General features: G+C 74.0%; 12 protein-coding genes and 1 pseudogene. 9 read left to right on the forward strand and 4 right to left on the reverse strand.

Annotation, left to right across the window (positions count from 1 at the left end):
* The first annotated feature begins 1 nt into the window (after nucleotide 1).
* From ACIBVL_RS16235 to ACIBVL_RS16255, 5 genes are read left to right on the forward strand one after another with little or no spacing between them, the layout of a single operon-like run.
* On the forward strand, nucleotides 2–1315 hold the full coding sequence (locus ACIBVL_RS16235; RefSeq protein ID WP_399097782.1) for a M20/M25/M40 family metallo-hydrolase: 1314 nt from the start codon (nucleotides 2–4) through the stop codon (nucleotides 1313–1315).
* A gap of 13 nt (nucleotides 1316–1328) precedes the next feature.
* Nucleotides 1329–3371, forward strand: coding sequence for a S9 family peptidase (locus tag ACIBVL_RS16240; protein ID WP_399097783.1), 2043 nt, complete (start codon nucleotides 1329–1331; stop codon nucleotides 3369–3371).
* A complete protein-coding gene (locus ACIBVL_RS16245) occupies nucleotides 3368–4294 on the forward strand; it encodes an LD-carboxypeptidase (protein ID WP_399097784.1) in 927 nt (308 codons plus the stop codon). The genes ACIBVL_RS16240 and ACIBVL_RS16245 overlap by 4 nt, the downstream gene beginning before the upstream one ends.
* Before the next feature lie 36 nt (nucleotides 4295–4330).
* Complete coding sequence (locus ACIBVL_RS16250) at nucleotides 4331–4594, forward strand: DUF1049 domain-containing protein (protein WP_399097785.1); 264 nt, start codon at nucleotides 4331–4333, stop codon at nucleotides 4592–4594.
* Nucleotides 4595–4617: 23 nt separating this feature from the next.
* Nucleotides 4618–5211: a GNAT family N-acetyltransferase gene (locus ACIBVL_RS16255; protein ID WP_399097786.1), complete on the forward strand. Its 594-nt coding sequence runs from the start codon at nucleotides 4618–4620 to the stop codon at nucleotides 5209–5211.
* Here the strand turns inward: ACIBVL_RS16255 and ACIBVL_RS16260 are convergent.
* Entirely contained in the window at nucleotides 5168–5530 is a 363-nt protein-coding gene (locus tag ACIBVL_RS16260) for a DUF6204 family protein (protein WP_399097787.1), read from the reverse strand. The genes ACIBVL_RS16255 and ACIBVL_RS16260 overlap by 44 nt on opposite strands.
* A 59-nt stretch (nucleotides 5531–5589) precedes the next feature.
* Here ACIBVL_RS16260 and ACIBVL_RS16265 point away from each other — a divergent pair.
* Nucleotides 5590–6224, forward strand: a pseudogene (locus tag ACIBVL_RS16265) (arginase family protein); the annotation flags it as partial.
* 94 nt (nucleotides 6225–6318) lie between these two features.
* Here the strand turns inward: ACIBVL_RS16265 and ACIBVL_RS16270 are convergent.
* Complete coding sequence (locus tag ACIBVL_RS16270) at nucleotides 6319–6669, reverse strand: VOC family protein (protein WP_399097788.1); 351 nt, start codon at nucleotides 6667–6669, stop codon at nucleotides 6319–6321.
* A gap of 174 nt (nucleotides 6670–6843) precedes the next feature.
* Between ACIBVL_RS16270 and ACIBVL_RS16275 the strand changes: the two genes are divergently transcribed.
* Complete coding sequence (locus tag ACIBVL_RS16275; RefSeq protein ID WP_399097789.1) at nucleotides 6844–7353, forward strand: phage holin family protein; 510 nt, start codon at nucleotides 6844–6846, stop codon at nucleotides 7351–7353.
* A gap of 6 nt (nucleotides 7354–7359) precedes the next feature.
* Nucleotides 7360–8385, forward strand: coding sequence for an SDR family oxidoreductase (locus tag ACIBVL_RS16280; protein ID WP_399097790.1), 1026 nt, complete (start codon nucleotides 7360–7362; stop codon nucleotides 8383–8385).
* Between the two features lie 6 nt (nucleotides 8386–8391).
* Here the strand turns inward: ACIBVL_RS16280 and ACIBVL_RS16285 are convergent, their stop codons facing one another.
* Nucleotides 8392–9489 (reverse strand): enolase C-terminal domain-like protein, encoded by a 1098-nt coding sequence (locus ACIBVL_RS16285; RefSeq protein WP_399097791.1) that lies wholly within the window; start codon nucleotides 9487–9489, stop codon nucleotides 8392–8394.
* Nucleotides 9490–9494: 5 nt separating this feature from the next.
* On the reverse strand, nucleotides 9495–10454 hold the full coding sequence (locus ACIBVL_RS16290; RefSeq protein WP_399097792.1) for an LLM class F420-dependent oxidoreductase: 960 nt from the start codon (nucleotides 10452–10454) through the stop codon (nucleotides 9495–9497).
* Nucleotides 10455–10663: 209 nt separating this feature from the next.
* Between ACIBVL_RS16290 and ACIBVL_RS16295 the strand changes: the two genes are divergently transcribed.
* Entirely contained in the window at nucleotides 10664–12340 is a 1677-nt protein-coding gene (locus tag ACIBVL_RS16295; RefSeq protein ID WP_399097793.1) for an FAD-dependent oxidoreductase, read from the forward strand.
* Nucleotide 12341: the final 1 nt, after the last annotated feature.

Here is a 12341-nt window from a genome sequence, read left to right on the forward strand (position 1 = left end):
GATGGTTGACGCGCAGGCGCGGGACGAGGTCGTCCGCTTCACCTCCGACCTCATCCGCATCGACACCACCAACCGGGGCGGCGGTGACTGCCGGGAGCGGCCCGCCGCCGAGTACGCGGCCGCGCGACTCGCCGAAGCGGGCATCGAACCGACCCTCCTCGAACGCACCACGGGACGCACCAACGTCGTCGCCCGCATCGAGGGCACCGATCCGTCCGCGGACGCGCTGCTCCTCCACGGCCACCTGGACGTCGTCCCCGCCGAGGCCGCCGACTGGAGCGTGCACCCCTTCTCCGGGGAGGTGCGCGACGGGGTCGTGTGGGGGCGCGGGGCGGTCGACATGAAGAACATGGACGCGATGATCCTGGCCGTGGTGCGCGCCTGGGCCCGGCAGGGCGTACGGCCCCGCCGCGACCTCGTCCTCGCCTTCACCGCCGACGAGGAGGCCAGCGCCGAGGACGGTGCCGCCTTCCTCGCCGAGCGGCACGCCGCCCTGTTCGAGGGCTGCACGGAGGCCGTCGGCGAGTCCGGCGCGTTCACCTTCCACGACGGCGCCGGACACGAGATCTACCCCATCGCGGCGGGGGAGCGCGGCACCGGCTGGCTGAAGCTCACCGCGCGCGGGCGCGCCGGACACGGCTCCAAGGTCAACCGGGAGAACGCCGTCACCCGGCTCGCCGCCGCCGTCACCCGCATCGGCGAGCACGAGTGGCCGACGCGGCTCACCCCGACCGTCCGCGCCGCACTCACCGAACTCGCCGCGCTCTACGGCATCGAGGCCGCGCTCGACGACCCCGCCGGCGTGGACGCGCTGCTGGAGAAGCTCGGCCCGGCGGCCTCCCTCGTGGAGGCGACGGTCCGCAACAGCGCCAACCCGACCATGCTGGAGGCCGGTTACAAGCTCAACGTCATCCCGGGCGAGGCCGTCGCCCATGTCGACGGACGGTATCTCTGGGGCGCCGAGGACGAGTTCCGCGCGACCCTCGACGAACTCACCGGCCCCGACGTCGACTGGGAGTTCCGCCATCACTCGGTCGCCCTCCAGGCACCGGTGGACGCCCCCCTCTACGCCAGGATGCGCGCCGCGGTCGAGGAGTTCGCGCCCGAGGGGCATGTCGTGCCGTACTGCATGTCCGGCGGCACGGACGCCAAGCAGTTCTCCCGACTCGGCATCACCGGCTACGGCTTCGCGCCGCTGAAGCTGCCGGAGGGCTTCGACTACCAGGCCCTGTTCCACGGCGTGGACGAGCGGGTGCCCGTCGACGCCCTGCACTTCGGCGTCCAGGTCCTCGACCGCTTCCTGCGCACGGCCTAGACGAGGGGAGAACGTGCAGATCCTGCCGTACGGGTCATGGCCCTCGCCCATCGACGCGCGTCTCGCCGCCACTCACGACGGACGGCCCGAGTACGTCGGCTTCGTCGGCGACGAGGTGTGGTGGACCGCGCCCCGCCCCACCGAGGACGGTCGGCGCACCCTGGTCCGCCGACGCGCGGACGGCACGGAGGAATCGGTTCTTCCCCCGCCCTGGAACGTGCGCAGCCGGGTCGTCGAGTACGGCGGACAGCCCTGGACGGGAGCCGTGCGCGAGAACGGCCCGCTGGTGGTGTTCACGCACTTCGCCGACCAACGGCTGTACGCCTACGAGCCCGGCGGCGAGCCCCGGCCCCTGACTCCCGTGTCGTCCGTCGGGGGCGGGCTGCGCTGGGCGGAGCCGCAGTTGCTCCTCGGCCGGGGTGAAGTGTGGTGCGTCCTGGAGGAGTTCACCGGTGACGCGCCGACCGACGTGCGCCGGGTCCTGGCCGCCGTACCGCTGGACGGCTCGGCCGCCGAGGACCGGGCCGCCGTGCGCGAACTCACCGCCGGCCGGCACCGGTTCGTCACCGGAGCGCGGCTCTCGCCCGACGGGCGCCGGGCCGCCTGGCTGGCCTGGGACCATCCGCGGATGCCGTGGGACGGCACGGAGGTGCTCGTCGCCGACGTCACGCCGGACGGGACCCTCGGCGGGGCGCGGGTGGTGGCCGGGGGGCCGGAGGAGTCGATCGCGCAGGTCGACTGGCAGCGGTCGCGGGGCGGCGGGATCCCCTTCGCGGGCGACGGTATGCAATCTTCGGGCGACGGTATGCGGTCCACCGGCGACGGCACTCCGCCCGCGGGTGACTGTCTACTGTATACAAGCGACCGTAGCGGCTGGTGGAACCTCTACCGCGACCACCAGCCGGTCTGCCCCCGCGACGAGGAGTTCGGCGGAGCCCTCTGGAAGCTCGGGCACCGCTGGTTCGCCCCGTTGGACAACGGCCTCGTCGCCGTCGTGCACGGCAAGGGCGCGACCGCCCTCGGGATCCTGGATCCCGAGACCGGGGAACTGGTCGACGCGGCCGGGCCCTGGACGGAGTTCGCCTCCACGCTCGCCGTGCAGGGCGAGCGGGTCGTCACCGTTGCCGCCAGTCCGCGCAGCGCCTACGAGGTGGTGGAGCTGGATGCCCGGACCGGCCGGGCCCGTGTGATCGGGGCCGCGCACGACGACGCGGTGGACCCGGCCTTCTACCCGGAGCCGCAGATCCGCACCTTCGACGGCCCGGACGGCCGCGAGATCCACGCCCACGTCTACCCGCCCCACCACCCGGGCTGCGCGGCCCCCGGTCACGAGCTGCCGCCCTACGTCGTGTGGGCGCACGGCGGGCCCACCGACCGGGCGCCGCTCGTCCTGGACCTGGAGATCGCCTACTTCACCTCCCGGGGCATCGGGGTCGCCGAGGTCAACTACGGGGGGTCCACGGGATACGGGCGGGAGTACCGGGGACGGCTGCGCGAGCAGTGGGGCGTGGTGGACGTGGAGGACTGCGCGGCCGTCGCCCGGACCCTCGCCGACGAGGGCACCGCAGACCGCGACCGGCTGGCGATCCGGGGCGGCAGCGCGGGCGGCTGGACGGCCGCCGCCTCGCTGGCCGGCACCGACGTGTACGCCTGCGGCACCATCCGCTACCCCGTCCTGGACCTGGTGGGCTGGGCGACCGGCGGGACGCACGACCTGGAGTCCCGTTACCTGGACACCCTCGTCGGGCCGCTCGCCGAGGTGCCCGCCCGGTACGCGGAGCGCTCGCCGCTCGAGCACGCCGATCGGATCGCCGTACCGTTTCTGCTGTTGCAGGGCCTGGACGACGTGATCTGTCCGCCGGCCCAGTGCGAGCGGTTCCTCGCCCGGCTGGCGGGACGCGGAGTGCCGCACGCCTATCTCGCGTTCGAGGGGGAGGGGCACGGATTCCGGCGGGCCGGGACGACGGTGCGGGCGCTGGAGGCCGAGCTGTCGCTGTACGCTCAGGTTTTCGGGCTGCGTCCGCCCGGCATCCCCACCTTGGAGCTCACGCAGTGAAGGACCTCGTCCGGCCGACCCGGCTGGCGCCCGGTGCCCGGGTGGCCGTCGTCGCGCCCAGCGGACCCGTGGCGGAGGAGCGGCTCCAGGCCGGGCTCGACCTGCTGCGCGGCTGGGACCTCGACCCGGTGCCCGCACCCCATGTCCTCGACCGGCACACCGGCGGCCTCGGCCACCTCGCCGGCACCGACGCCGACCGGGCAGCCGACCTCCAGCGGGCCTGGTGCGACCCGGCCGTCGACGCGGTGCTGTGCGCGCGGGGCGGCTACGGCGCCCAGCGCATGGTCGATCTGCTCGACTGGGACGCGATGCGGGCCGCCGGACCGAAGGTGTTCGTCGGCTTCAGCGACAGCACCACCCTCCACGAGGCGTTCGCCGCCAGGCTGGGGCTGGTCACGCTGTACGGCCCGGTGGCCGCCGGCATCGACTTCGTGAAGAACGCCCGCGCCCAGGACCACCTCCGTGCCACCCTCTTCGCCCCCGAGACCGTCCGCACCCTCACCACCACCGGCACGCCCCTCGCCCCCGGCCGCGCACGGGGCGTCACCCTGGGCGGCTGTCTCACGCTCCTCGCCACCGGATACGGCACCCCGCACACCCGTCCCGGCGCCCGCGGCGGGCTGCTGCTGATCGAGGACGTCGGCGAACGACCGTATGCGGTCGACCGTGCCCTCACCCAGCTCCTTCGCACCGGCTGGCTGGACGGGGTCGCCGGCATCGGGCTCGGCTCCTGGGACAGATGCGGGCCCTACGAGGAACTGCGGCCGGTCCTCGCGGACCGGCTCGGCGGGCTCGGTGTGCCGGTCGTCGAGGAACTGGGGTTCGGGCACTGCGAGGGCGCGCTGACCGTGCCGTTCGGGGTGAGCGCAGAACTCGACGCGGACGCGGGCACGCTGGCCCTGGACGTGCCCGCCCTGCGCTGACGTGCGGGACGGCGGTTCGCGGCTCACTCTGGACGTATGAGCCCGAAGACCTCGAAGTTCCCGAAGACCTCCGGGCCCCGCCACACGTCGGGTGGCTGGCGCGAGGCGATGACGCCCGGCCGGGTCGTCATGCTGGTCGTCGCCGCGCTCACCCTGGTCTTCATCTTCGAGAACACCCAGCAGACCAGGATCAGACTGCTGATCCCCGAGGTGACCATGCCCCTGTGGGCGGCTCTGCTCGCCACGGCGCTGATCGGCGCGCTGTGCGGGGCGTACTACTTCATGGGGCGGCGGCGCTGAGCGGCCGGCCGTAGGCTGGCCGGGTGCCGCACACCGCTTCCCGCTACCTCGCCGAGGGCCCCCGTGTGGGGATACGTCACTTCACCTACGCGGACGGGGCCGAGTTCACCGCCCGGGTCCGCGAGAGCAAGGACCTGCACCACCCGTGGCTGTTCCCGCCGGCCACCCCCGAGGCGTACACCGCCTACGCGGGACGGCTGATCGAGGACCCGACGAAGGCCGGGTTCCTGGTCTGCGAGAAGGGCGCCAGGAGCGACGGCGAAGGCAACGAGAGCGGGGCCGTCGCCGGGTTCATCAACATCAACAACATCGTCCAGGGCGGCTTCCAGTGCGGCGCCCTGGGATACGGCGCCTTCGCGCACGCGGCCGGGCGGGGGCTGATGCGGGAGGGGCTCGAGCTGGTGGTGGGGTACGCCTTCGGGCCGATGCGGCTGCACCGGCTGGAGATCAATGTGCAGCCGGGGAACACCGCCTCGATCGCCCTCGCGCGCACCTGCGGGTTCCGGCTGGAGGGCTTCTCCCCGAAGATGATCCACATCGACGGGGAGTGGCGCGATCACGAGCGGTGGGCGCTCACCGCCGAGATGCGTGCCGCCGGGACGCGGGCTTCCGGTTGACCTTCATCGTGTCGAGGTCGGTGACCGTCGACTTCAGCCCGGTGAAGCCGTAGCCCAGCTCCCGCAGCGCCGTCTCCGCCCGGTCTTCGGCCAGGGCGCCCGCCATCTCCTCGCCGTCGGCCGCGTCCGACACCACCACATAGCGCATCGAGAAGTGCTTCAGCGGCTGCGGCTCGTACGACAGCGTGCCCTCCTCGGTGAAGCGCATGGCGGCCAGACCGTGATCGGCGGCCTCGGCGAGCAGCCGGGCACGGGCCTCGTCGGTGAGGCCGTCCCAGGTACCCCGGACGATCACCCGGTAGGTGTGCTGCTCGCTCACGTTCGCTCCTTCACGCAACTCGATGGACGGTCGACTGTATGTCGGCGACGATGCATCGCATACGGAATTTCGTCGTGCTCGACGCCCCGTCGAATCTGGGCCTGCGCCCGCCCGCGCCCGGTACCGTCCCCGGCTGTCACAAGCTCGCCGGTGCCCTGCGGGAACAGGGGATCGTGCGGCGGCTCGGCGCGGCCGAGGGCGGGGTCGTCGTCCCGCCGCGATACGACCGGGGGGACTGGCAGGAGGGCGACGGCGTCTTCACCGCGGCCGCCATCGCCTCCTACACCCGCAGGCTGGCCGACCGGATCGAGCGTCACGTACGCGCCGGTGCCTTTCCCGTCGTCCTCGGCGGGGACTGCTCGATCCGGCTCGGCGCCTCGCTCGCGCTGCGCCGCCTCGGACGGTACGGGCTCGCCGCCGTGGACGCCTCGCCCGACTCCGGCACCCGGGCAACTCCGACCGGATCGGCGCGGCGGGCGGCGAGGAGGTCGCCCTCGCGACCGGGCGCGGGCAGAAGGACCTCACGAACCCGAACCTGGAGGGCCTCGGGCCCTGTCTGCGCGACGAGGACATCCGGTTCTTCGGCATCCGCGACTACTTCGCCGAGGAGGACGAGGTCGTCGAACTCCGCGCCCTGAAGACGCCCGTCGTCACCGTCGGCGAGCTGCGCGAGTGGGGCCCCGAGGTGCTCGGCGACACCGTTGCCAGACCTTCGGCATCCCGCAACTCGGCAATCGCCGGCAAGCCAGGGCGAGGCGGGCCGGCAGAGCAAGATCTTCATCGGCCTTCTAGCCGCGCCGGCGGTCCACGTACTCGTACACCGTGCCGTCGGGGTGACGGGCGATCAGGTTGCGGCCCGCCGGGGTCGCCACCGGGCCCGCGACGACGTCCGCGCCGAGCTCGGTGAGGGTCTTGTGGGCCTCGTCGACGTCCGTGACGGCGATGGTCGCCGCGACCTTGCGCAGCACCTCCAGCTCGGCCTCGGGCCCGCTCATCAGGAGGAAGCAGCCGACCGCGGCCACCTCCACACCACCGCGTTCGAAACGGAGCGCCTCGGTCCCCGCGAGCCGTTCGTAGAAGGAGACCGAGGCCTCCAGATCGTCGACGCAGATCCGCAGCGTGGCTCCCAGAATGTCCATGCGGCGAGCCTAGTTGGGCCGGACGGAGGGCGGGATCCCTTCACCTGATCCCCATCCCGGCCGCCGCGCACCGCCACCCGGCCGACACCGCCATCCGGCCCGCACCGCCATCCGGCCCGCACCGCCATCCGGCCCGCGGCGTTACGGGTCCGTGACGGCGGGTACCCGGCGGCCATGGAGCGCATGGATCATCTGGAGCATCTGGACAAGCACCTCGTCGACGAGCTGGCGCAGGTGGCGCGCGAGACGATCCGCGACGAGCTGCGCGAGCAGACCCGCAAGCAGCGCCGCAAGGCCACCCTGTACGCGGCGTCCGGTGCCGTCGCCCTGTACGCCGGCGCGGCCGTCGCGCTCGCCGTGGGCCTGGCGCTCGACATCGGCCTGCCCGGCTGGGCCGCCGCGCTGATCACCGCGGCGATCCTGGGCGTCGTGGCGTACGCGCTGCGCGGTGCCGCCCGGCCGCACACGACCGGCACCGCCGAGCGCCGCGCGGAGCTGAGCCACGGTGCCGAGCACGCGGGGCAGGGGCCCGCCGTCGGCGGGATGCCGCCGGCCGGACCGGGCACGCCGTACCCGCCCATGCCGCCCACCGCACCCGCCGTCCCCGGCGCCGACGCGCCGCAGCCGGGCGTGACGCCGGGCGCGGACCACGTCGACCCCCAGAACCCGCACCACCGGGCGTGATGCGCGGTGCGCACCCCCTGGGGACCGGGCAGGGCCGTGGTGGTGACCGGGGCCAGCGGAGGCGTCGGCCGGGCCACGGCCCTGGCCTTCGCCGCCCGCGGCGACCGGGTCGCCCTCCTCGCCCGGGGACGCGAGGGCCTCGCCGCCACCGCGGACGAGGTGCAGCGCGCCGGCGGTGAGGCCCTCGTCGTCAGCGTCGACATGGCCGACGCCAAGGCGGTCGAGGACGCGGCGCAGAAGGTCGCCGACGCGTTCGGCCCCATCGACGTCTGGGTCAACAACGCCTTCGCGGGCGTCTTCGCCCCGTTCACCGAGATCGCGCCCGACGAGTTCCGCCGGGTGACGGAAGTGACGTATCTGGGCTACGTGTTCGGCACTCGCGCCGCCCTGCGGCACATGCTGCCGCGCGACCGCGGCACGATCGTCCAGGTCGGCTCCGCCCTCGCCTACCGGGGGGTGCCGCTGCAGTCGGCGTACTGCGGCGCCAAGCACGCCATCCAGGGGTTCAACGAGTCGCTGCGGTGCGAACTGCTGCACACGGGGAGCCGGGTCCGTACGACGATGGTGCAGCTGCCGGCCGTGAACACCCCGCAGTTCGAGTGGGTCGTGAACCGGATGCCGGGGCGGGCCCGTCCGGTGGCCCCCGTCTACCAGCCGGAGGTCGCGGCCCGGGCGATCGTGCACGCGGCCGGGCACGCGCGACGGCGGGAGTACTGGGTGGGCGGCTCCACGGCGGCGACCCTGATCGCCAACGCGGTGGTCCCCGGCTTCCTCGACCGCTATCTCGCCCGGACCGGCTTCGACGCCCAGCAGGAGCCCGGTGACCACGAGGGCGCGGGGAACCTGTGGAGCCCCGCCGACGGGCCGCACGGGCACGACTTCGGGGCGCACGGGCGATTCGACGGCGAGGCGGCCTCCCGCAGCCCGCAGGAGTGGGCCTCGCTCAACCGGGGCCGGGTCGGCGCGGGACTGCTCCTCGGCGGACTGGGCGCCGCCGTCACCGCAGGGCTGCGCCGCAGGTCACGCGGCTGAAACGGCTCACCGCCCGGGCACCCGGTACGGCTCCATCGCGTCCCTCTTCGGTGTCAGGCCGTGCCCCGGTGCCTCCGTCGGCCTGATCGTGCCGCCCTGCGGGTCGAGCGTCCCGTCGAAGAACAGCGACTCGATGCGCACATGGTCGTGGAACCACTCGATGTGCCGGACGTTCGGTACGGCCGCCGCGACGGCCGCGTGGGCGTGCGGCGCACAGTGGGCGGAGACGTCCAGACCGTGCCCCCGGGCCAGCGCGGCGGCGCGCAGGAACTCGGTGACGCCGCCGCACCGGGTGACGTCCACCTGGAGGCAGTCGACCGCGCCCGCGGCGACCATACGGGCGAAATAGGGCAGGTCGTAGCCGTACTCTCCGGCCGCCACGTCGCACACCAGCGCGTCCCGCACCAGACGCAGACCGGTCAGGTCGTCCGAGGACACCGGCTCCTCGAACCAGCCGACGCCCCACTCGGTGAGCGCCCGCCCGACCCGCACGGCCTGCTTGCGGGTGTAGGCGCCGTTGGCGTCCACGTACAGCTCCGTGTCCGGGCCCACGACCCGACGGGCGGCCCGCACCCGCTCCAGGTCGCGGTCGACGGCCCGGCCCCGGTCCTCCCCGATCTTGATCTTGGCGCGGGGGATGTGCCGGACGTGCACCCAGTCGTGCAGCTGGTCCGCCAGCCGGCTGTCGTCGTACGTGGTGAAGCCGCCGCTGCCGTACACCGGGACCTCCTCGACCGCCGTGCCCAGAAGACGGGCCAGGGGAAGGCCGAGGAGGCGGGCCTTGAGGTCCCACAGGGCGAGGTCGAGGGCGGAGATCGCGCAGGAGGCGATCCCGGCGCGGCCCGCGTTGCGCACCGAGCGCACCAGCGTCTCGTGCAGCGCGGGGATGGCGAAGGCGTCCCGGCCCTCGACCTGGGGAGCGAGGTGACCGTCCAGGAAGGCGCCGACGGCCGGCGGACCGTACGTCCAGCCCAGGCCGGCCGTGTCACCCGCCGTCACCTCGGCCACCACGACCGTCGTGGAGTCCCAGGCCAGTGTGCCGTCGGCCTCCGGCGCGTCGGTGGGGACCGTGTACACGGACACGGTGGGGCGGCTCAGTTCCACCGCGGTCACTCCTGCGGGAGCCGGGGCAGCACCTTCGTGCGGTAGAAGTCGAAGAAGCCGCGCTGGTCGGGGCCGATCTGGTTGACGTAGATCCGGTCGAAGCCCGCGTCGGCGAACGCCGTCAGCGCGGCCACGTGCTCGTCGACGTCGTCGCCGCACACCGCCTTCTCGCCGACCATCTCCTCGGTGACCAGCGGCTCCAGCTGCTCGAAGTGGCGCGGGGTGGGCAGGATCTGGCCCATCTCGCCGGGCAGGAACTGGTTCGACCACAGGCGGCGCACGGTACGGACCGCCTCGGCGCGGTCGGTGCCGTAGCAGACCTTCGTACCGCCGCTGACCGGCTTCGACCCGCCGCCGCCCTTGCGGAACTGCTCCACCATCGGCGCCTCGGGCATCATCGTGATGTAGCCGTCGCCGACCCGGGAGGCGAGCGCGGTCGCCTTGGGGCCGAAGCCGGAGATGTCGATCGGCACCGGCTCGTCCGGGACGGTGTAGAGGCGGGCGTTCTCCACCGTGTAGTGCGGGCCGTGGTGGGTGACCTCCTCACCCGTGAACAGCCGGCGCATCACCTGGATCGCCTCCTCCAGCATCTCCAGGCGGACGTCGGCGGGCGGCCAGACGTCACCGAGGACGTGTTCGTTGAGCGCCTCGCCCGAGCCCACACCCAGCCGGAAGCGGCCGCCCGTCATCACCGCCGAGGTCGCCGCGGCCTGAGCCACCACCGCCGGGTGGATCCGCACGGTCGGGCAGGTCACCGCCGTCTCGATCGGCAGGGAGACCGCCTCCGACAGGGCACCGATCACCGACCAGACGAACGGGCTCTGGCCCTGGGCGTCGTTCCAGGGGTGGTAGTGGTCGGAGATCCACAGCGCCCGGAAACCGGCCTGCTCGGCCATCCGTGCCTGTTCGACGAGGTCCGCGGGGCCGAACTCCTCGCAGGACAGGAAGTAGCCGTACTCGGGCATGGGGGGCACCTCCGCGCTGGGCGGGTCGATCGGGTCCCGGCCGGTCGTGACCGGGCTCCCCGGACCGGTCCTGGCCGGGGCCCGGTCCGAGTACCCGGCGCCCGCACGGGAAACCGGTCGCCGGGCGCCGCCCCCGCCCGCCGCACGTTTGGCCGTCCCGGCCAGGGGGACGCGGAAATCCCCGTACGACCGACACCCGGAGGCGAACCGTGGCCCGACCCCGCATCGTGATCGTCGGAGCCGGCTTCGCCGGATACCGTACGGCCCGCACCCTCGCGCGGGAGGCCCGAGGCCGAGCCGACATCACCGTGCTCAACCCGACCGACTACTTCCTCTACCTGCCCCTGCTGCCCCAGGTGGCCGCCGGCATCCTCGAACCGCGCCGGGTCACCGTCTCGCTGTCCGGGACGCTGCGGGAGGTACGGCTGGTGCTCGGCGAGGCCGACCGGATCGACCTCGACGGCCGCACGGTCCACTACACCGACCCCGAGGGCGGCACGGGGACCCTCGCCTACGACCGGCTCGTCCTCGCCGCCGGCAGCGTCAACAAGCTGCTGCCCATCCCCGGCGTCGCCGAGCACGCCCACGGCTTCCGCGGCCTGCCCGAGGCGCTCTACCTCCGCGACCACCTCACCCGCCAGATCGAGTTGGCGGCCACCGCCGCCAACCCCGAGGAGTGCTCGGCACGTTGTACGTTCGTGGTGGTCGGCGCGGGCTACACCGGCACCGAGGTCGCCGCGCACGGGCAGCAGTTCACCGACGCACTGGTGCGCGCACACCCGCTGCGCAAGGGCATCCGGCCGCGCTGGCTGCTCCTCGACGTCGCCGAACGCGTCCTGCCCGAACTGGGCGAACGGCTCTCCCGCACCGCCGACCGGGTGCTGCGCGAGCGGGGTGTCGAGGTGCGCATGGGGACCTCGGTGAAGGAGGCCACGGGTGACGGAGTCCTGCTGACCGACGGGGAGTTCGTCGACACCCGCACCCTGGTGTGGTGCGTGGGCGTACGGCCCGATCCGCTCGCCGAGTCCCTCGGACTGCCCCTGGAACGCGGCCGGCTCCTCGTCGAACCCACCCTGCGGGTGCCGGGCCGGCCCGAGGTGTTCGCGTGCGGCGACGCGGCCGCCGTACCCGATCTGGAGCGGCCCGGGCAGTACACGCCGATGACCGCGCAGCACGCGTGGCGGCAGGGCAAGGTCGCCGGGGAGAACGTGGCCGCCTCGCTGAGCCGGGGCGATCTGCGGCCCTACCGGCACGAGGACATGGGGTTCGTGGTCGACCTGGGCGGGGTGCAGGCGGCCGCCGACCCGCTGGGCGTGCCCCTGTCCGGGCTGCCGGCGAGCCTCGTCACCCGCGCCTACCACCTCGCCGCCCTGCCCGGCAACCGCGTCCGCGTCGCCGCCGACTGGCTGCTGGACGCCGTACTGCCGCGCCAGGCCGTCCAGTTGGGCCTCGTACGGTCCTGGTCGGTGCCGCTGGACACGGCGTCCCCGGAGCTGGCGCGGCTGCCGGGCCGCCCGGAGCGGCAGCCCGGGCCCGGCGCGGCCCTCCCGCAGGACGCGGCGGACGGGGAGCGGGCGTCCGGCGCCGGCGGCACCGCCGCGGACGACGACTCGGCGGCGGTCGTGGCCCCCACCTCCCGGGTCGCGAAGGACCGGCCCGACTCCGCACCCGAGTCCGAGCCCGCGTCCGACGGTGAGGAGGGCGGTTCGGCGACGGTCGTCGCGCCGACCCCCGAACCCGCGAGGAACCAGCCGGGCGGTGAGCCCGCCAAGAACCAGCCGGGCGGTGAGCCCGCCAAGAACCAGCCCAGGGGTGAGCCCGGCGGCAATCCGCCCGCACCCGGGCCCGTGAAGCGTCCCGACACCCGATCCGAAGGAGACCAGTAAC

It is taken from the genome of Streptomyces sp. NPDC049687 (assembly GCF_044465285.1).
Taxonomy (GTDB): domain Bacteria; phylum Actinomycetota; class Actinomycetes; order Streptomycetales; family Streptomycetaceae; genus Streptomyces.

Bases quoted from the DNA above. Each gene is read 5' to 3' on its own strand.
- ACIBVL_RS16235 (WP_399097782.1), top strand. From the start codon at position 2: ATGGTTGACGCGCAGGCGCGGGACGAGGTCGTCCGCTTCACCTCCGAC.
- ACIBVL_RS16250 (WP_399097785.1), top strand. From the start codon at position 4,331: ATGAGCCCGAAGACCTCGAAGTTCCCGAAGACCTCCGGGCCCCGCCAC.
- ACIBVL_RS16270 (WP_399097788.1), bottom strand. From the start codon at position 6,669: ATGGACATTCTGGGAGCCACGCTGCGGATCTGCGTCGACGATCTGGAG.
- ACIBVL_RS16275 (WP_399097789.1), top strand. From the start codon at position 6,844: ATGGAGCGCATGGATCATCTGGAGCATCTGGACAAGCACCTCGTCGAC.
- ACIBVL_RS16290 (WP_399097792.1), bottom strand. From the start codon at position 10,454: ATGCCCGAGTACGGCTACTTCCTGTCCTGCGAGGAGTTCGGCCCCGCG.